The organism is Brevundimonas sp., from assembly GCF_035998205.1.
GTDB lineage: Bacteria > Pseudomonadota > Alphaproteobacteria > Caulobacterales > Caulobacteraceae > Brevundimonas.
In genome coordinates this window covers 454,251-471,729 of record NZ_DASYHT010000006.1, presented here as the reverse complement: position 1 = coordinate 471,729, position 17,479 = coordinate 454,251, and the positions used below count along the sequence as shown (strand labels likewise).

20 protein-coding genes are annotated in these 17,479 nt (G+C 70.9%); 3 read left to right on the top strand and 17 right to left on the bottom strand.

Features of this window, described 5'->3' with window-relative positions; all coding sequences use genetic code 11:
• The first annotated feature begins 34 nt into the window (after window positions 1-34).
• Window positions 35-388, top strand: coding sequence for a DUF6768 family protein (locus tag VGN74_RS12285; RefSeq protein WP_327448597.1), 354 nt, complete (start codon window positions 35-37; stop codon window positions 386-388).
• 12 nt (window positions 389-400) lie between these two features.
• Here the strand turns inward: VGN74_RS12285 and VGN74_RS12280 are convergent, their stop codons facing one another.
• The 3 genes from VGN74_RS12280 to VGN74_RS12270 are packed head-to-tail and all read right to left on the bottom strand — an operon-like array spanning window position 401 to window position 2,987.
• Entirely contained in the window at window positions 401-1,282 is an 882-nt protein-coding gene (locus tag VGN74_RS12280; protein WP_327448595.1) for a hypothetical protein, read from the bottom strand.
• 20 nt (window positions 1,283-1,302) lie between these two features.
• The gene (locus VGN74_RS12275) at window positions 1,303-2,229 is read right to left on the bottom strand and encodes a hypothetical protein (protein WP_327448594.1); all 927 of its coding nucleotides are present in this window, start codon (window positions 2,227-2,229) and stop codon (window positions 1,303-1,305) included.
• Entirely contained in the window at window positions 2,226-2,987 is a 762-nt protein-coding gene (locus VGN74_RS12270; protein ID WP_327448593.1) for a hypothetical protein, read from the bottom strand. The genes VGN74_RS12275 and VGN74_RS12270 overlap by 4 nt, the downstream gene beginning before the upstream one ends.
• A gap of 157 nt (window positions 2,988-3,144) precedes the next feature.
• Here VGN74_RS12270 and trmFO point away from each other — a divergent pair, with 157 nt between their 5' ends.
• Entirely contained in the window at window positions 3,145-4,536 is a 1,392-nt protein-coding gene (trmFO, locus tag VGN74_RS12265; RefSeq protein WP_327448592.1) for a methylenetetrahydrofolate--tRNA-(uracil(54)-C(5))-methyltransferase (FADH(2)-oxidizing) TrmFO, read from the top strand.
• A 27-nt stretch (window positions 4,537-4,563) separates the two neighbouring features.
• Here the strand turns inward: trmFO and VGN74_RS12260 are convergent, their stop codons facing one another.
• Entirely contained in the window at window positions 4,564-5,070 is a 507-nt protein-coding gene (locus tag VGN74_RS12260; protein ID WP_327448590.1) for a hypothetical protein, read from the bottom strand.
• Window positions 5,071-5,314: 244 nt separating this feature from the next.
• Between VGN74_RS12260 and VGN74_RS12255 the strand changes: the two genes are divergently transcribed.
• Entirely contained in the window at window positions 5,315-5,962 is a 648-nt protein-coding gene (locus tag VGN74_RS12255) for a CatB-related O-acetyltransferase (RefSeq protein ID WP_327448588.1), read from the top strand.
• Here the strand turns inward: VGN74_RS12255 and VGN74_RS12250 are convergent.
• The 13 genes from VGN74_RS12250 to ssb all read right to left on the bottom strand — a co-directional run bounded on the left by VGN74_RS12250 (window position 5,959) and on the right by ssb (window position 17,445).
• The gene (locus VGN74_RS12250) at window positions 5,959-6,585 is read right to left on the bottom strand and encodes a squalene/phytoene synthase family protein (protein WP_327448586.1); all 627 of its coding nucleotides are present in this window, start codon (window positions 6,583-6,585) and stop codon (window positions 5,959-5,961) included. The two genes, VGN74_RS12255 and VGN74_RS12250, sit on opposite strands and share 4 nt — an antisense overlap.
• On the bottom strand, window positions 6,578-7,195 hold the full coding sequence (locus VGN74_RS12245; RefSeq protein ID WP_327448584.1) for a hypothetical protein: 618 nt from the start codon (window positions 7,193-7,195) through the stop codon (window positions 6,578-6,580). Before VGN74_RS12245 ends, VGN74_RS12250 begins: the two co-directional genes overlap by 8 nt.
• Before the next feature lie 93 nt (window positions 7,196-7,288).
• A complete protein-coding gene (secF, locus tag VGN74_RS12240) occupies window positions 7,289-8,257 on the bottom strand; it encodes a protein translocase subunit SecF (RefSeq protein WP_327448582.1) in 969 nt (322 codons plus the stop codon).
• Complete coding sequence (gene secD / locus VGN74_RS12235; RefSeq protein WP_327448580.1) at window positions 8,257-9,852, bottom strand: protein translocase subunit SecD; 1,596 nt, start codon at window positions 9,850-9,852, stop codon at window positions 8,257-8,259. The genes secF and secD overlap by 1 nt, the downstream gene beginning before the upstream one ends.
• Window positions 9,853-9,882: 30 nt before the next feature.
• A complete protein-coding gene (gene yajC, locus VGN74_RS12230; RefSeq protein ID WP_327448578.1) occupies window positions 9,883-10,197 on the bottom strand; it encodes a preprotein translocase subunit YajC in 315 nt (104 codons plus the stop codon).
• Window positions 10,198-10,631: 434 nt separating this feature from the next.
• Window positions 10,632-11,612, bottom strand: a complete 981-nt coding sequence (locus VGN74_RS12225; protein WP_327448576.1) for a M23 family metallopeptidase — start codon at window positions 11,610-11,612, stop codon at window positions 10,632-10,634.
• Window positions 11,613-11,869: 257 nt separating this feature from the next.
• Window positions 11,870-12,514 carry a protein-L-isoaspartate(D-aspartate) O-methyltransferase gene (locus VGN74_RS12220; RefSeq protein WP_327448574.1) on the bottom strand — a complete coding sequence of 215 codons (645 nt, stop codon included), beginning with the start codon at window positions 12,512-12,514 and terminating at the stop codon, window positions 11,870-11,872.
• Window positions 12,511-13,296, bottom strand: a complete 786-nt coding sequence (gene surE / locus VGN74_RS12215; protein ID WP_327448572.1) for a 5'/3'-nucleotidase SurE — start codon at window positions 13,294-13,296, stop codon at window positions 12,511-12,513. The genes VGN74_RS12220 and surE overlap by 4 nt, the downstream gene beginning before the upstream one ends.
• A 10-nt stretch (window positions 13,297-13,306) precedes the next feature.
• The gene (locus tag VGN74_RS12210) at window positions 13,307-13,699 is read right to left on the bottom strand and encodes a hypothetical protein (protein ID WP_327448570.1); all 393 of its coding nucleotides are present in this window, start codon (window positions 13,697-13,699) and stop codon (window positions 13,307-13,309) included.
• A gap of 4 nt (window positions 13,700-13,703) precedes the next feature.
• On the bottom strand, window positions 13,704-15,161 hold the full coding sequence (gene serS / locus VGN74_RS12205) for a serine--tRNA ligase (RefSeq protein WP_327448568.1): 1,458 nt from the start codon (window positions 15,159-15,161) through the stop codon (window positions 13,704-13,706).
• A gap of 203 nt (window positions 15,162-15,364) precedes the next feature.
• The gene (locus VGN74_RS12200) at window positions 15,365-15,718 is read right to left on the bottom strand and encodes a phage holin family protein (RefSeq protein WP_327448566.1); all 354 of its coding nucleotides are present in this window, start codon (window positions 15,716-15,718) and stop codon (window positions 15,365-15,367) included.
• A 252-nt stretch (window positions 15,719-15,970) separates the two neighbouring features.
• A complete protein-coding gene (locus VGN74_RS12195) occupies window positions 15,971-16,864 on the bottom strand; it encodes a DMT family transporter (RefSeq protein ID WP_327448564.1) in 894 nt (297 codons plus the stop codon).
• A 101-nt stretch (window positions 16,865-16,965) separates the two neighbouring features.
• Window positions 16,966-17,445, bottom strand: a complete 480-nt coding sequence (ssb, locus tag VGN74_RS12190) for a single-stranded DNA-binding protein (protein WP_327448562.1) — start codon at window positions 17,443-17,445, stop codon at window positions 16,966-16,968.
• Window positions 17,446-17,479 lie beyond the last annotated feature (34 nt).

Genomic DNA, 17,479 nt, shown 5'->3' with positions numbered 1-17,479 from the left:
CCTTTCCGGCATGAGCCTTTGAGAGGAGCGTCTCATGCCGGATATCGCCTCGACCCTGACCCCCGCCCAGCGGGCCATCCTTGACCGCCTCGAGCGCCAGCCGGGCTTCTTCGAGCTGGCGTTCGGCCTGTTTCGGGGCGGGGCGGCCTGGGCCACCCTGGCCATGATGGTCGCCGAAATCGGCCTGTTCGCCGCCGGCGTCTGGTGCGGCTGGCGCTTCCTTCAGGCGGCGGAGCCGATGGAGGCCCTGCGTTTCGGCCTGCCGGCGCTGGGGCTGATCCTGATGTCCTTCACCATCAAGTTCTCGTTCTGGCCGGTGATGCACGTCAACCGGCTGAAGCGACAGGTCGCTGAACTGGAACTGCGGCTGGCCGGCGAGGGACGGTGATCGCCGCGCGGCTCAGCCGGCCTTGAGGTCGCGGTAGGCGGCGCTGAAGGGCGCGTACATGATCGCCAGCTGCAGGGCCGAGAGGATGCCGTTGATCACCCCGAAGGCGATCAGGGCAGGCGCGGCGCCCTGCAGCAGCTCCACAAGGCTGGCGCCTTCGAAGGCCGCGAGCCGCTCAAGGTCCCCGGTCATCAGGGTGATCGGCATCACGACGATGCTGCCGAGCAGGCCGACGATCACGGCCATGACGATCGCAATCACCGCCATGCCGAGCAGGGGCCAGAAGCTTCCCTTCGTCAGGGCGAAGGAGGCGAAGGGGGCGAAGCGGCGCTCGGCCACGACCAGCGGCACCGCGAGGCTCAGCCGCACCAGCAGCCAGATGACCCCGGCCACACCGGCCAGCCCGAGCAGGACGGCGACGAGCCAGAGCCAGCCCTGTCCCGACGCCGTCGCGACGCCGCCGATGACGCCGACCAGCACGAACGGCAACGTCCAGGCGATGGCGAAGACGACAAACAGCACGAGGGTCACGCCCAGCACCCGGAGCTCGTCCATGCCGAGACGCATATAGCCCAGGGCGGACTCGGCCGGCCTCAGCACGGCCCGGGCCACCGCAGCGGCGAGGACAGCCGTCACCAGCAGCGACAGCGGCAGGGCGGTGCCGACCAGCAGGGCGTAAAGCGCGCCGAGGCTCTGCAGATCCTCGGGCTGCGGCGACGCCATGTCCTGGAGCCGCGCCACCTCGGCCATCAGGGTGGCCAGCGACGGCCCCATGAGGGCGACCGTGGCGACCATAAGCACCACGTAGAGCAGGGCCCACAGCGCCACGGCGACGGGCGCGCGGCGGGTCAGGCGGAAGCCCTCGAAGGCGGCGTCGGTGGCGGAGAAGGTCATGGCGGTCCCTCGGGAAGCGGTCACAGGGAGTCTAGCGAACTCGCCGGGGGCGCGTCACCCGTTTCCCGCGGCCGGGGCGCCAGATCGGCGGCGGCCGAGGCGAGCGGGGCCACGCTGAACGCCTGGCCGAGACCCGTCAGATAGAGCAGGGGCAGCATCACGGCCCCTGCCGCGGCGAGCAGCGGGATCCAGTCCTGGGTCACCTGCGCCGGCGTGTCGGCGCCAAAGTCGATGCGGCCGCCGAGGCCGAAAAAGACCGCCCCGCCGATCGCGGCGATGACGGCATAGGCGAACAGGGTCACGACCGTCGCCAGCAGGGCGACGATGATGATCAGGCCCAGCAGCTTCCAGACCCGCCCGCCCGTCGCGCGCCAGCCGTCGCCGACGGCGAACTCGCCGGTCGCCATGCTCATCGGGGCGATCAAGCAGGTGCGCAGGGCCAGCCAGATGACCAGGACGGTCGCGACCAGGATATAGAGGGCGATGCCGAGCCCTCGCGCCGGGTCGCCGAGGGACCACAGGGCGGCGCCGACCGCGAAGCCGATGAGCGTCAGGGCGAATATCAGGACGAAAACAGCGATCCACACCACGATCACGGTCAGACCGTAGCGCAGCTCGTCCATGCCGATGGCGAAGCCGCGGGCGCGCGGCGTCAGGGTCACGCGCGTGGCCCAGGCGGCGACGAGGATGCTGAGGAAGATCTGCAGCCAGCTGGCCAGCTGGCTGTAGACCTGCGCCGCCAGCCAGCCCTCGAGGTTCTGCTCCATCCAGACCTCGACGTCGACGCCGTCGACCGGCAGCGGGAAGAACTGGCCGAGGAAGGGGATCACGAACAGGAACGGCAGCCAGACGACCGCGCCCCAGCCGATCAGGGTCAGGGGGCGGCGCATCAGCCGGAAGGGGGCCTCCAGCGCGCGGCTGAAATCGAAGTCGGGGCGACGGCTCATGCGGCGCTCTCCTTCTCAGGGGTCCAGTACTCAAGCTGACGATAGGCGTCGCCCATGGCGCCGGCGGCGAACGGCGCCTGGATCAGGGCCAGCACCAGCACCCAGACGATCTGACCGGCGGCGCCGGTCAGGATTCCCTGGGCCGACAGGACCAGCAGGGCGATCTTGGGCAGGGCCACCACCAGCAACAACGCAAAAAGCGGCCACAGACTGCCTTCGGCCACGCCGAGGGTGTTCAGCGAAATGACCCGCCCCCGCCCGAGGCTGGCCTGGGCGAACAGGGACAGGCGCACGGCGAACAGCAGCGGCACGCCGATGGCGATGGCCGCCACGAGGCCGACCACCGCCAGCTGCAGCGGCGTGCCGGCGCGGCCCCAGTTGCGCGCGGCGATGGCCTCGGCGTCGAGATCCGACGCGCCAGCGACGCCCAGCAGCAGCAGGGTCGTGACCGTGGCGAGGATGGCGAGGAAGATCAGGTTCAGCAGGAGGGCGGCGAGGATCCGGCCCTCGCCGGCGCCGAGCTGCAGCCCGGCCGGGCCGAGCCCCAGCGCCTGCGCGCCTCCGACGTCGCGGGTCAAGCCGATCCGGGTCAGGGCGCCCCAGGCGATCAGCACCGCCAGCGCCTGGAACAGGCCGGCCACCCAGGCCGCGCCCCCGGGCAGGGGCGCCAGAACCGGCAGGACCCCCGCCACCACGCCGAAGGCCAGGGCGCCCCAGGCCTCGCGGTACATGCGCGGCATCGTCGCTGCGCCAGCCATGAGGGCCGCGCCCACGTTCAACCGCCGCCCGTCGGCGCGTGCGTTTCCAGCTCGTCGGGTCATGCCCCCTCCCGATACGGCCCGATCCTTAACCCGCCGGCCGCCCTGCGACCAGACCGGCCGTGACGCGGCGGGCCGACGTGACTAGAAAGCCGCGATGAGCACCCCCTCCCCCATCCATGTCATCGGCGGCGGCCTGGCCGGCTCCGAGGCCGCCTGGCAGATCGCCCGCGCCGGCGTGCCGGTGATCCTGCACGAGATGCGCGGCGTCCCCGGCGTGAAGACCGACGCCCACCACACCGACGGCCTGGCCGAACTGGTCTGCTCCAACTCCTTCCGGTCGGACGACTGGGAGTACAACGCCGTCGGTCTGCTTCACGCCGAGATGCGCCGGCTGGACAGCGTCATCATGGCCTGCGGCGACGCCAACCAGGTGCCGGCCGGCGGGGCGCTGGCCGTCGACCGCGAGGGCTTCTCGGCCGCCGTCACTGCCCGGCTCGAGGCCCATCCGCTGATCACCGTCGTGCGCGAGGAGATCGACGGCCTGCCGCCGGCCGACTGGGACAGCGTGATCGTGGCCACCGGCCCGCTGACCTCCCCGGCCCTGGCGGACGCCATCCTCGAGCTGACCGGCGAGGAGAGCCTGAGCTTCTTCGACGCCATCGCCCCGATCGTCCATGCGGACACGATCAACTTCGACATCGCCTGGCGCCAGTCGCGGTACGACAAGGCCGGGCCGGGCGGCGACGCCGCCGCCTATGTCAACTGCCCGATGACCCGGGATCAGTACGAGGCCTTCATCGACGCCCTGCTGTCGGGCCCCAAGGCCGAGTTCAAGGACTGGGAGCACGTGCCCTATTTCGACGGCTGCCTGCCGATCGAGGTGATGGCCGAGCGCGGCCGGGAGACCCTGCGCCACGGCCCGATGAAGCCGGTCGGCCTGACCGATCCGCGCAACCCGACGGTCAAGCCCCACGCCATCGTCCAGCTGCGCCAGGACAATGCGCTGGGCACGCTGTTCAACATGGTCGGCTTCCAGACCAAGCTGAAGCACGGGGCCCAGGCCGAGGTGTTCCGCATGATCCCGGGCCTGGAAAACGCCCAGTTCGCCCGGCTCGGCGGCCTGCACCGCAACACCTTCCTGAACAGCCCGAAGCTGCTGGACCGCCAGCTCCGCCTCAAGGCCATGCCGAGGCTGCGCTTCGCCGGCCAGGTCACCGGCGTCGAGGGCTATGTCGAGAGCGCCGCCATGGGGCTGGTCACCGGACGCTTGGCCGCGGCCGAGCGCCTCGGGGCCCCGATCGAGGCCCCGCCCGCGGACACGGCGCTGGGCGCCCTGGTCGAGCACATCACCGGCGGGCATCTGGACGGCGCCAAGTTCCAGCCGATGAACGTCAACTATGGCCTGCTGCCGCCGCTGGAAGCGCCGCGGGTCGACGAGGACGGCAAGCGCATCCCGCCGAAGGACCGCGGCCGGGCCAAGAAGCGGCTGATGAGCCTGCGGGCGCTGGCGTCGCTGGACCGGTGGAGCGGGGCGGCCGCGGCCTGAGCCCCCGTCTCGCCGGTCGCGGCGACCTCAGGGGCAGCGGGCGAACAGGCTCTTGCGGCCTTCGGCGTCGACCCAGATGAGGCGGTCCGGGCCGGGCTTGATGACGGTGACCACGCTGGTGCGCGGCGTCGAACCGCTCTCGGAGGGCCCCAGACCGGCGTGTTCGATGTCCACGGCCGTGATCGTGAGCTGGTCGCCGGCCAGCGTCCACGTCCCGGCCGAGCCCTCGTCGAAATACTCCCCCGAGGGGTCGAGCAGGAACGACTCGCCACTGTTGCACTCGCCGCCCTCGTTGACCCAGCGGGCGGCGAGGAACGGCGCCGACCCGGCCGGGGGCGTGGCGCCGTCCGGCGCAGGCGTCCCTGCGCTCGCGGGGGCGGCAGGTTGTTCCGCGGCGACCGGGGCCGGCGTAGCCGCCTCCGGGGCGGCATCCGCGCGCTCCCCCGGCAGGTCTACCACCCCGGTGGCCACGAGCAGCGCCAGACCGCCGCCGACGGCGGCGAGGACCAGAAGCGCCAGCCTTGCAGGACTCATCACACTCCCCTGAACGCGTTTCGATAGCCAACCCTGGCGCCATCGTTCCCGGGACGCACTCGCCTGAATCGTCGCTCCCCTCAAGCTTGACGTCGTCCGTCCCCGGCGCTCAGGTGCCACCCCAACCGGAGCTCGCCTGACGTGATCAGCTGACGAGCGCGGGTCTGGCCGCCGCGATCCGGCGTCCTCCGCGCGCAACGACATGACCGTTCCTGTCCTTGCCCCCGTCAGCGGAGCTCGCCCCATGCCTGCCGTCGCCGGCCCCGATCCCTCGGCCGTCCACCCCCTGCCGCACGCCCCGACCATGGTCTTTCTCAAGGCCGTGGTGTCGAACCCCCAGATCGAGGTGGGGGAGTTCACCTACTATCATGACCCCGACGACCCGCTGGGGTTCGAGAAGAACGTCCTGTACGCCTTCCCCTTCATCGGCGACCGGCTGGTGATCGGGAAGTTCTGCGCCATCGCCTCCGGCGCGACCTTCCTGCTGAACGGCGGCAATCACCATACGGAGACCCTGTCGACCTTTCCGTTCGGGATCTTCGGCGGCGGCTGGGAGACGGCCCTGCCGGAGACGTGGCCGCACAAGGGCGACATCGTCGTCGGCTCGGATGTCTGGATCGGTCAGGGCGCGGTGCTGATGCCGGGCGTCACGGTCGGCCACGGCGCAGTGATCGCCGCTCGCAGCGTCGTGACCTCGGACGTGCCGCCCTATGCCATCGTCGGCGGCAACCCGGCCCGGGTCATCCGGATGCGCCGGCCGGAAGCCGAAGTCACGCGTCTGCTGGCCCTGGCCTGGTGGGACTGGCCGGTCGATCGCATCAGCCGCCACGTCAAGGCCATCGCCGGCTTTGACCTGGCGGCGCTGGAGGCGGCGGCGGCAGCGGACGGCTAAACCCGTCCCCTGAGGCTGGCCCAGATCAGGCGCAGGCGCTTGACCGGCTCGGGCGCGTCGCGATCGATCAGCGCAGCGTGGGCCACGGCGGGGAAGGCGGCGGCGGGCAGCTGTTTCAGGGCGCGATTGGCCTCAGGGCGGAGGGCGCGGGCGGCGTCGAACTGACCGGTCTGGATCAGGCCCCACAGCCGCCCGGCCGGGGCCGCGAGGGCGGGCTCCGGCGCGCCGAGCAGCCGCGCCGCCTCGACCGCCGGGCCGGTGAACAGGGCCTCGAGATCATGGGGGCGGCCATGGGCGCGGTCGAGGTGGGCGTCGATCAGGGCGTCCAGCGGGGCCCGCTGCAGCCCGCGACCGGCGACGGCCGCCGCCAGCGCCTCCAGGACCGGATGGCCCTTGCGCGGCGTCCCGGCGAAGACCCCGTCCATCTGCTCCGCCCACCAGGTGAAGCGCATCTCCGCCAGCAGGGGCTGGGTGACGCGCGCGGGGATGGCGGAAAGCTCCGCCTCGAAGGCGTAGAGGGCGATCAGGTCCGCGCGCGCGCCGGCGTCCGCCACCAGCCGGCTGGACAGCCAGCGGTCGGGATCGGCCGCGCGGACCTGTCCGTCGAGGTCGGCCTCAGCCAAGGAGCGTCTGGTACATGGCCATGGACGTCAGCATCGGCAGCGACAGCAGCAGGTTGATGCGGCTGCCCAGCATGGCGACGCGGGCGGCGTGGGCCTTCTTGTCGTCATCGACGACGACGATGCCAAGCGCGCGCTTCTGGTTCGGCCAGATCACGCCCCAGACGTTCAGGAACATGACGATGGCCAGCCAGATGCCGACGCCCAGCAGGGTGAAGCCGCGGTCCTCGGGCCCGTAGCCGGCGGCGAAGCCGAAGCTCAGGGCCTCGGCCGAATAGGCGTGGCCGCGGGTGGCCATCAGGGCGAGGCCGGCCAGCACCGTGCCCAGCGCCGCCCAGCGGAACCAGAAGAGGGCCTCCGGCGCGATGTAGCGCGTCACCGTCGGCTTCAGCTCGGCGGGCACGGCCGGCATCACCCGGATCTGCACGAAGTTGAAGTAGTACAGCAGGCCGATCCAGAGGATGCCCAGCACCACGTGCACCCAGCGGAACGTCGCCTGCCAGAAGATCACGTCGAAGCCGCCGTAGGCCGCGCCGAAGGCGTAGATCATCACCCCCGCCAGCACGAGGCTGAGCAGAAGGGTGTTCCTGAAGTTGGTCAGCAGTCCGGCCATGTCTCGCCCCTCCCGTGGCGTCGTTCACCTGCGCCGGATTAGCCGGTTCGCGCTCCGGGGAGAAGGGCGGGCGGGGTCAGCCCCCGCCTCGCCTTACGGCCGGCTGGCCGGGCCGAGCACCACCGGCTGGGCGTCCTCGGCCGACTCGCCGCGCTTGACGCCCCAGATCAGGATCACCGGGGCGGCGATATACACCGACGAATAGGTGCCGATGATGATGCCGAACATCAGGGCGATGGAGAAGGCGAACAGGGCCGGACCGCCGAGCACCGCCAGCGCCGCCAGCACCATGACCGCCGTGATGCCGGTGATGATGGTCCGCGACAGGGTCTCGTTGACCGACAGGTCGATGATGTCACGCAGCGGCATGGTCTTGTACTTGCGCAGGTTCTCCCGCAGGCGGTCGAACACCACGACGGTGTCGTTCATCGAATAGCCGATCACCGTCAGGATGGCGGCGACGCTGTTCAGGCTGAACTCCAGCTGCATCAGCACCATCAGGCCGAACACCAGCACCACGTCGTGCACCAGCCCGAACACCGCTCCGAGGCCGAACTGCCAGGGGAAGCGGAAGGCGATGTAGAGGAACATCAGGATCACGGCGACGACCAGGGCGAGGACGCCCGAGGTCAGCAGCTCGCCGGACACCTTGGAGCCGACCACGCTGGTGCCCGAGAAGCGCGCGTCCGGCACCGCTTCGGTGATCGCCGCCTGCACCCGGTTGACCGTGTCCGCCTGGACCGTGCCGTCGGGAATCTGGAAGCGCACGATGGCGCTGGAGTCGCTGTCGATGCCCTGCACCTGCACGTCGCCGAGGCCGAGGTCATCGACCGCGCCGCGCACGGCGCCGAGGTCCAGCGTCTGGCCGCCCGGCCGGGTCATCTCCATGGCGGCGCCGCCGCGGAAGTCGATGCCGAGGTTCAGGCCGGGATAGAAGACGCCGATCAGCGAGGCCGCGCAGAGCAGCACGGACAGGATCCCGAACAGGCGCGCGAAGCGCACGAAGCGGAAGTTGGTCTTGACCGGGAGGGTCTTGATGAGGGGCCACCACGACATGGTCATCACTCCGCGATCGGCAGGGTCTTGGGCTTCTTCGCCCGCAGCCAGTAGGCCAGCAGCACCTGGGCGACGAGCACCGCCGAGAACACCGAGGTGAACACGCCGATGGTCAGGGTCCAGGCGAAGCCGCGCACCGGACCGGCCCCGAACACGAACATGATCAGCGCCGCCACCAGGGTGGTCAGGTTGGCGTCGATGATGGTGCCCATGGCGCGGTTGAAGCCGGCGTCCATGCTGGCGATCACCGACCGCCCGGCCCGCGCCTCGTCGCGCATCCGCTCGTAGATCAGCACATTGGCGTCGACGGCCACGGCGAAGGTCAGGATCAGACCGGCGATGCCCGGCAGGGTCAGGGTCGCCTGGGTCAGCGACATGGCGGCGACGATCATCAGACCGTTGAGCACCAGGCCCAGTACCGAGATGCCGCCGAACAGCCAGCCGTAGGAGAGGATCATGAAGGCGACGATGATCAGCCCGCCCACGGCCACCGAGATGGCGCCTGCCTGCACGGCGTCGGCGCCCAGCTCGGCGGTGACGACCCGACGCTCCTCGACTGTCAGCGGCGCCGGCAGGGCGCCGCCGTTCAGCAGGTTCACCATTTCCGAGGCCTCGGCGATGGTGAACTGGCCCTCGATGATGCCGGAGCCGTTGGGGATCGGGCTGTTAATGCGCGGGGCCGAGATGACCTTGCCGTCGAGGATGATGGCGAACAGCTTGCCTCGGTTCTCCGGGCGCGTGGCCTCGGCGAAGCGGCGCGCGCCCTGGCCGTCGAAGCGGAAGCCGATGGCCGGGCGATTGTTCTGGTCGGTGGAGACCTCGGCGCGGGTCAGATTTTCGCCCGACACCAGCACCCGGGTCTTGACCAGATAGGGGGTGTTGAACTCGTCGTAGACGACCTCGGAGCCCGGCGGCACGCGCCCGGCGAGGGCGTCCTGCACCGAGTTCTCGTCATCGACCATCTGGAAGGTCAGCTGCGCCGTCTGGCCGATGACCCGTTCCAGCTCTTCCGGATCACTCTCGCCCGGGGCCTGGACGACGATGCGGTTGGCGCCCTGACGCGTGATCGAGGGCTCGCGGGTGCCGAGGGCGTCGATCCGGCGGCGCACCACCTCGATCGACTGCTCGACGGCATTGGGGCCCATCTGCTCCAGCGCCTGGGGCGTGAAGACGACGCGGATGCCGTCATTGCCGGCGCGGCTGACGGTGCGCTCGGCGGCGGCGCCGGCGAGACCCGGCTGGCTGCCCAGCGGCTGCAGGGCGGTGAAGGCCGCGTCCTGATCGGCCGGGGCGACGCGGACCACCGCGCCGGCGGCCTCGCGCTCGATCCGGGCCAGGGCCACGCCGGACTCGTTCAGCGACACCCGCACGTCCTCGACGAGGTTGTCGAGGCGGGCCTGGCGCATCTCGTCGACATCGACCTCGAGCAGCAGGTACGAGCCGCCCTGCAGGTCGAGGCCGAGGTTGAGCGCGTTCTTCGGCAGGAAGTCCGGCAGCGCCGCACGCTGGGCGGGCGTCAGCAGGTTCGGATAGGCGAAGGCGACGCCCAGGATCACCGCAAGGACGACGAGGACGACCTTCCAGCGTGACAGCTGAATCATGGCGGGGATCCGGGCGGGAGAGAGCTGGGCTTACTTGCGGTCGTTGGCGGCCACGGCGGTGCGGTTACGCACCTCCGAGATCATCGCCTTGATGACGCTGACGTTCACGCCCTGGGCGATCTCGACCATGGCCTCGGCGTCCTCGACGCGGGTCACCTTGCCGACCATGCCGTTGGACAGGACCACCTGGTCGCCGCGCTTCAGCGAGGCGATCATCTCGCGGTGCTCCTTGGCGCGCTTCTGCTGCGGACGGATCAGCAGGAAGTAGAACAGCACGAAGATGAGGATGAAGGGCAGGAACTGCACCAGGGCGGCGGTCATGCCACCGTCAGCGGTCGGGCTCATGGATCACTCCGGATCGGGCGCGGACGCGCGCCGCAGAAAATGAGGCGCGGAACCTAGGGCGCAGCGTCGCCGGATGCAATGCGGCGCCCCCTTCCTTCTCCCCTTGCGGGAGAAGGTGGGCCGCGGAGCGGCTCGGATGAGGGGTGGCGGCGCCAACGTCCCGGGTTCATCACAGAGATCACGGAGGGGCCACAAAGGACACAACGGTCCCTCTGCCGCCGCGCGCGAAGCGCCTTCTCTACTGTCGTTGTCAGGAGAAGGCGCCTTCGGCGGAGCTTGCGCGACGCCGTTTTGCCCGCTGTGCCTTTCGCTGTGCTCGTTGTGATGAACCGGCGACGGTCGCCACAACAGCCCGGCGTCGGCGCTGACACCCCTCATCCGTCCTGCTCCGCAGGACACCTTCTCCCGCAAGGGGAGAAGGAACGATGCGCTGCCTACCGCGGCAGCACCGTCACCGGATCGATCGCCACCGGGTCTTCGCCGCGCATGCGACGGGTCTGGAAGTGCATCGACGGGCGGCCGTCGCCGGCGGTCTCCCCGACCGTGCCGATGGTCTGGCCGGCGCGCACCTCGTCGCCGTCGCGGACGCTGGCCGAGCCGAGGTGGCCGTAGACCGTGCGCCAGCCGTCAACGTGGGTGATCAGCACCGTCAGGCCCTGGCCGACGAGCCCGTCGCCCACATAGGCGACCCGCCCGGCGGCCGCGGCCACCACCGGCGTGTCGCGCGGGGCGGCGATGTTGATGCCGTTGTTGCGCTCGCTGACCCCGACCGGACCGAAGCGGCGGACGATGTCGCCGCGCACCGGCCAGGTGAAGGCCAGGCTCCCAGCGACGGCCGGCTGGGGCGTGGGGGTCGGCGGCGTGGCGGGACGCGCCGGCGGGGGTGGCGGCGGCGGAGCGCCTGTGTTGGTCACCTCGACGCCGACCGGCGACGGGCCCGTGGCGTAGGGATCGACCCCGCCATCGACGGCGCCGTCGGGCAGGCGCAGCCGCTGGCCGGCGCTGACCGCGCCGCGCGGGCCGAGGCTGTTCAGATCGATCAGGGTCTGCACCGGGGTGCGGAAGCGGCGCGCCACGCCGGACACCGTGTCGCCGGGCTGCAGCTCGTACATCAGGCCCAGCGCCGTGGCGGTCGAGGTGGTCAGGGCCGGCGGCAGGGCCCCGCCCTCGACCGGCGCCACCGCGGCGCCGGGGATCGGCGTGGGGGCCGGCGGAGTGGCCGGCTGGGCCGGGGCGGCCGGATTGTAGACATAGGGGCTGGCGGGCGGCGGCCCGCCGGCGGGCCCCGGCAGGGCCGTCCCCGGGGGGACCGGCCGCGTCGGATAGCGCGGGGCGTCCGGATAGGTCGAGCACGCCGCCGCCGTCATCGCCGCCAGCGCCACCGCCGCTGCTCTCAGCCAGCCGTTCCGGGTCATGCCGCCCCTCCCTGCTCTCGGTTCCGAATCGTTTGCCCCAAACCTACCGCCCCAGCCAATGCGGTAAACGGCGCGAAAGTTGGGCGGGGGCCTGACGCTCTCCCTTCCCCCTCGATGGGGGAAGGGGCGGGGATGGGGGTGGGCCCGCAACGGCGCCCATTCATCCACCAGAGGCTCAGCCTCCTGCGCGAGACCGGAAGCGCACTGCCCCCACCCCCTCCCAACCCTCCCCCATCGAGGGGGAGGGCTTGTGGACCTCACGGCTCCCTGGCCATGCCCTCGACCAGCGGCACGAAGCGGACCTCGGTCAGGCTCTCGCGGCGGAAACTGCCGTCGCCCTGGCCGACGTAGCGGTGCAGGATCTGCACCGAGGTGCGGCCGACCGGGCAGACCAGCACCCCGTTGGGCTTCAGCTGCTTGAGCAGTTCGGTCGGCTCGTGCGGGCTGGCGGCGGTGACCATGATGCGGTCGAACGGGGCCTGCTCGATCCAGCCCAGCCCGCCGTCGCCGTGGCGGGTGATGACGTTGTCGATCTCCAGCGCCCGCAGGCGGCCTTCGGCCTCGGCCAGCAGGCTGCGGTAGCGCTCGACCGAATAGACGTAGCGCGCCAGCCGGCTGAGCACGGCGCACTGATAGCCGGAGCCGGTGCCGATCTCGAGCACCCGATGCCGCGCCTGCACGTCCAGCGCCTGGGTCATCAGGCCGACGATGAAGGGCTGGCTGATGGTCTGGGCGCAGTCGATCGGCAGGGCCTGGTCCTCCCAGGCCTGGTCGAGGAACTTCTCGTGGACGAACACGGCGCGGTCGACCGACTCCATCGCCGCCAGCACGCGCGGGTCGGTGACCCCGCGCTGGCGCAGCGACAGGATCAGACGCCCGGCCCGGTCGTCCCTGAGGTTCACGCCACGGCCCTCGGCGGGGCGCCGCCCAGCACGCCCTTGAGGTCGTGGATCGAGGGCATGTGGGTCAGGTCGATGTGCAGCGGCGTGACCGAGATGCGGCCCTCGTCCATGGCCCGCAGGTCGGTACCGTCGGGATGCTGCTGCTTCGCGCCGCGGAAGCTCATCCAGTAGTAGTCGCGGCCGCGCAGGTCGGTGCGCTTGACCGCGTGCATCTCCCCCAGATCACGGAAGCCCTGGCGCGTCACCTCCACCTCGGTCACCGCCTCGGGCGGGCGGGCCGGGAAGTTGAGGTTCATCACCACCCCGTCGCCCCACTTCTGGTCGAGGAGACGGCGGATGATGGCCGGGGCATAGGCCTCGGCGGTCTCGAAGTGGGCGACCACCTCGTCGTGGAAGCGTTCGAGGCTCTGGCTCAGGGCGATGGAGCGGATGCCGAAGGCCATGCCCTGCAGCGCCCCGGCGACGGTGCCGGAATAGCTGACGTCCTCGCCGACGTTGTGGCCGCGGTTGACCCCGGACAGCACCAGGTCGGGCTTCTCCGGCATCAGGTCATTGACCGCCAGCACCACGCAGTCGGTGGGCGTGCCGGTGACGGCGAAGCGCCGGTCGCCCAGCCGGTTGACGCGCAGGGGCTCGGTCAGGGTGATGCCGCGGCCCTTGCCCGATTGCTCCACCGCCGGGGCGCAGATCCAGACGTCGTCGGACAGCACCCGGGCGATGCGCTCGAGGGCCTCCAGCCCCGGCGCGTCGATCCCGTCGTCGTTGGTCAGCAGAAGGCGCATCAGGCTCCGATCACAGGATGGCCTCGATGTCGTCGGCCAAGATGACGAAGGCGCCGCCGCAGGTGTTGCGGATGGTGGCGCGCTCATGGACGAGGCGGTTGCCCGGCAGGTCGGACGACCAGGCGGCCGTGCGGCCGGTGATGCGCACGCGGGCTCCGGCGAGGTCGCCGAGCGCGCGCATCTCGTCCAGCGACGCGGCGCCCGAGACGCACGGGCGCGCGAACGGACGCAGCACCTGCTCCTCGCGGGCGTAAAGCTCGAACTCCTCGCCCGACAGCTTCAGCCAGCCGGTGAACTCGGTGGCGTCGGCGGCGTAGGGCAGGTCGGTGCGCGGCGTCGTGGCGCAGGCCGACAGGGACAGGACGGCGGCCGCGGCGGCGGCCAGAGACAGCACGGTCTTCATGGCGTCAGGCTCCGATATGGGTGACCCCGCCCATCCAGGGCTTCAGGGCGTCGGGGACGGCGATGCGGCCGCCCTCATCCTGATAGGTCTCCATAATCGCGACAAGCGTGCGACCGACCGCCAGACCTGACCCGTTCAGCGTGTGGACAAACTCGGTCCTCTTCTCGCCGGCGCGCTTGAAGCGGGCGTCCATGCGGCGGGCCTGGAAGTCGCCGCAGTTCGAGCAGGAGCTGATCTCGCGATAGGTGCCCTGGCTGGGCAGCCAGACCTCGAGATCGAAGGTCTTGCGGGCCGAGAAGCCCATGTCGCCGTTGCACAGCAGCATGCGGCGGAACGGCAGGTCCAGCGCCTGCAGCACCGCCTCGGCGCACGCCGTCATGCGCTCGTGCTCGGCCTCGGAGTCCTCCGGCCGGGTGATGGAGACCAGCTCGACCTTGGAGAACTGATGCTGGCGGATCAGGCCGCGGGTGTCGCGCCCGGCCGAGCCCGCCTCGGCCCGGAAGCAGGGCGTCAGGGCGGTCAGCCGCATCGGCGTGGCCAGCTCGTCCTCGGACAGGATCTGCTCGCGCACCAGGTTGGTCAGGGAGACCTCGGCGGTGGGGATGAGGTAGAGCTTCAAGTGCTCGCTGACCTCACCGTCGAACGTCTGGCGCCACGACGGGAGGAGCTGATTGAAAGCGTCTTGGAGCATCTCTAGCGTGGCTCCATCGGGGAGCTCCCGCCGAGCCTTCTCGAAGCCGCCCTTGATCAATTCGTCGAACATCGCGTCGGCGTCAGACTTGCTCCGCATCGCCGAGAACAAGTCCTCTTCGAACTTCGGGAGCTGACCCGTCCCATACATAGTCGAGTTGCGCACGAGGAAGGGCGGGTTCACCTCCTGATACCCGTGCCTGTCGACCTGCATGTCCAGCATGAACTGGCCGATGGCGCGCTCCAGCCGGGCCAGCTGGCCCTTGAGCACGGCGAAGCGCGACCCGGACATGCGGGCGGCGGCCTCGAAGTCGAGCAGGCCCAGCGCCTCGCCGAGGTCGGCGTGGTCCTTCGCCGGCCCCGTGGTGCGCGGCGTCCCCCAACGCGACACCTCGACATTGCCGTGCTCGTCCGCGCCGTCGGGCACGTCGGCGGCGCCGAGGTTCTTCAGCCCGGCCAGCCGGTCCTTCAACTCCCCGGCCAGACGCCGCTCGTCAGCCTCGGCCGCGGCGATGGTGTCCTTGAGCGTCTCGACCTCGGCCTTGAGCCGGTCGGCCTCGGCCAGGTCCTTCCGGCCCATGGCGGCGCCGATGGCCTTGGAGGCGGCGTTGCGGGCGGCCAGCGCCTCCTGCCCCCGGGTCTGGGCGACGCGCAGGTCACGGTCCAGCGCCAGCAGCTGGTCCACCACGACCGCCGCATCCTCCACCCCGCGCGCGGACCAGCCCTGGATGAAGGTCTCGGGGGTCTCGCGAATGGCTTTGATGTCGTGCATGGCGGGCGCTTCGGTCAGGAGGAGCGCCTGCCTTACCCGCGCCCGGCCCGGCGATCAAACGGGGGGCGGCGGAGACAGCCCCGCCCCTCCACCGCTTCGCGGTCCCCCTCCCCACTTTGTGGGGAGGAAAGGCGTTCTCCTCCCCATGAAATGGGGAGGTGGATCGCCGGCGAAGCCGGCGAGACGGAGGGGCTGCCCGCCCCCTACCCCTTCTTCTCGTCCGGGATGGCCGAGCCGGCGATCCAGCTGACGACGCCGGTGACGATGGCGGCGCCGACGCCCGGCCACAGGCCGTCGACCTGGAAGCCGTCCAGCAGCATGGCCGTCAGTCCGATGGTGGCGGCGTTCACCACCAGCAGGAACAGGCCGAAGGTGATCACCGTCAGCGGGAAGGTGATGATCACCAGCAGCGGCCGCACCACCGCATTGACCAGGCCCAGCAGCACCGCCGCGAGGGCCAGCGTCAGGCCGTCACTGAAGGCCACCCCCGGCACGAACTGCGCCGCCAGCCACAGCCCCAGCGCGGTCACCACCGCCTGCACCAGAAAACGCATCATGGGTTGCTCCCTCCCGCGAGCCGCGCGGCTCAAGTGTCATCACAACGAGCACAGCGAAGCAAAAGCCACAACGATCACGACGGGCTTCTCCTCCCCCGCCTGCGGGGGAGGGGGACCACGCGCAGCGTGGTGGAGGGGGCGAGGGACGCAGTGCAAGGTTCGCAGGGCGCGGCGCTTGCGGCCGCCCCCTCCACCGCCTCCGGCGGTCCCCCTCCCCCATACGCTGCGCTATGGGGGAGGAGAGCGCCCCGCCTACCCCCGCGAGGCGCCGGCGCGCAGGCCGCGTTCGGCGAGGGCGACGACGGCGACGCCGCCGATGGTCAGGGCCGAGCCGAGCAGGATCTGGGCGGTCAGCACATCGCCGAGCAGGCCGGCCCCGATGATGATCGACACCACCGGCGTGGCCAGCAGATAGGGGGTGACCCGCCCCGCCTCGCGCCGCTGCACCAGCCAGAACAGCAGGCTGGTGGCGACCAGCGACGAGGCCAGCCCGCCCCAGGCCACCGCCGCCCAGGCGATCGGCGGGGCGGTCATCACCGCCTCGACCTGGCCGGACTCCAGGGTCAGGGAGGCGAGCGCCGCCAGCGGGAAGGTGGTCAGGGCCAGCAGCCCCTGCATCTTCAGCGGCGGGATGGAGGTGGTGCGCCGGGCAATCACCGTGGTGATGGCCCAGGCGGCGCTGGCGGCGACGGTGACGGCGATGGCGTCCCACTCGCTGAGAACGGCCGGGTCGGCGCCCATCCAGACGATGCCGAGGAAGGCCAGGGCCATGCCGATCATGGCCGCCTTCGACAGCCGCTCGCCCAGCATCAGGAAGGCGAACAGGCTGGTGAAGGGGATCCACAGCTGGGCCGCCACGGACACCGGGCTGACGTCGCGCGCCAGCCAGAAGGCGAGATAGATCAGGCCGTAGTGCAGCGGCCCGCCGAGGCCGACGATCAGCACCAGACTCTTCCAGTTGGGAAAGGGCGGCCGGATGAAGGGCGCGAGGCACAGCGCCGCCATCAGGAAGCGGACCGTCACCACGACCATCGGCGGCAGATAATCCGTAGCCACCGCCGCGGCCGCATTGTTGACGCCCCAGATCACCACCACGGCGAGGATGGCGGTCAGTTCGACGGGGCTGAGGCGGTCGGACAGGGGCACGGGCCGCCTATGGCATGCGTCGGCGGCCGGGCGGGCTCACATTCGGTGAGCGCAGGTTTCGCCCGGCCCCGGGCAAGGTGGAGACGTCAGAAGGGCCAGACTTAAAACGGGATGTCGTCGTTGAGGTCGTAGCTTTCGCGCGGGCCCGAGGGCTTGGCGGCGCCGCCGGTGGAGAAGCCCGAGCCGTAGTCGTCATCGCCGCCGCCGCGGCTGGCCCCGCCGCCGTCGCCGCGGCCGCCCAGCATGGTCAGCTCGCCGCGGTACTTCTGCAGCACGATCTCGGTGGAGTACTTCTCCACGCCCTGCTGGTCGGTCCACTTGCGGGTCTGCAGGGCCCCCTCGATGTACACCGTCGAGCCCTTCTTCAGGTAGTTCTCGGCGACCTTCACCAGGTTGTCGTTGAAGATCACGACCGAGTGCCACTCGGTCTTCTCCTTGCGCTCGCCGGTCGACTTGTCCCGCCAGGTCTCGGACGTGGCGAGGCGCAGGTTGGCGACCCGGTCGCCGGAGTTGAGGGTGCGGATTTCCGGGTCTTTCCCGAGGTTGCCGACCAGAATGACCTTGTTGACGCTGCCCGCCATGGCGCGGTTCCTTTTCTTCTGATTGCGCCCGCTC

Bases quoted from the DNA above. Each gene is read 5' to 3' on its own strand.
- VGN74_RS12285 (WP_327448597.1), top strand. From the start codon at position 35: ATGCCGGATATCGCCTCGACCCTGACCCCCGCCCAGCGGGCCATCCTT.
- VGN74_RS12280 (WP_327448595.1), bottom strand. From the start codon at position 1,282: ATGACCTTCTCCGCCACCGACGCCGCCTTCGAGGGCTTCCGCCTGACC.
- VGN74_RS12275 (WP_327448594.1), bottom strand. From the start codon at position 2,229: ATGAGCCGTCGCCCCGACTTCGATTTCAGCCGCGCGCTGGAGGCCCCC.
- VGN74_RS12270 (WP_327448593.1), bottom strand. From the start codon at position 2,987: ATGGCTGGCGCAGCGACGATGCCGCGCATGTACCGCGAGGCCTGGGGC.
- trmFO (WP_327448592.1), top strand. From the start codon at position 3,145: ATGAGCACCCCCTCCCCCATCCATGTCATCGGCGGCGGCCTGGCCGGC.
- VGN74_RS12260 (WP_327448590.1), bottom strand. From the start codon at position 5,070: ATGAGTCCTGCAAGGCTGGCGCTTCTGGTCCTCGCCGCCGTCGGCGGC.
- VGN74_RS12255 (WP_327448588.1), top strand. From the start codon at position 5,315: ATGCCTGCCGTCGCCGGCCCCGATCCCTCGGCCGTCCACCCCCTGCCG.
- VGN74_RS12245 (WP_327448584.1), bottom strand. From the start codon at position 7,195: ATGGCCGGACTGCTGACCAACTTCAGGAACACCCTTCTGCTCAGCCTC.
- secF (WP_327448582.1), bottom strand. From the start codon at position 8,257: ATGACCATGTCGTGGTGGCCCCTCATCAAGACCCTCCCGGTCAAGACC.
- secD (WP_327448580.1), bottom strand. From the start codon at position 9,852: ATGATTCAGCTGTCACGCTGGAAGGTCGTCCTCGTCGTCCTTGCGGTG.
- yajC (WP_327448578.1), bottom strand. From the start codon at position 10,197: ATGAGCCCGACCGCTGACGGTGGCATGACCGCCGCCCTGGTGCAGTTC.
- VGN74_RS12225 (WP_327448576.1), bottom strand. From the start codon at position 11,612: ATGACCCGGAACGGCTGGCTGAGAGCAGCGGCGGTGGCGCTGGCGGCG.
- surE (WP_327448572.1), bottom strand. From the start codon at position 13,296: ATGCGCCTTCTGCTGACCAACGACGACGGGATCGACGCGCCGGGGCTG.
- VGN74_RS12210 (WP_327448570.1), bottom strand. From the start codon at position 13,699: ATGAAGACCGTGCTGTCTCTGGCCGCCGCCGCGGCCGCCGTCCTGTCC.
- serS (WP_327448568.1), bottom strand. From the start codon at position 15,161: ATGCACGACATCAAAGCCATTCGCGAGACCCCCGAGACCTTCATCCAG.
- VGN74_RS12200 (WP_327448566.1), bottom strand. From the start codon at position 15,718: ATGATGCGTTTTCTGGTGCAGGCGGTGGTGACCGCGCTGGGGCTGTGG.
- ssb (WP_327448562.1), bottom strand. From the start codon at position 17,445: ATGGCGGGCAGCGTCAACAAGGTCATTCTGGTCGGCAACCTCGGGAAA.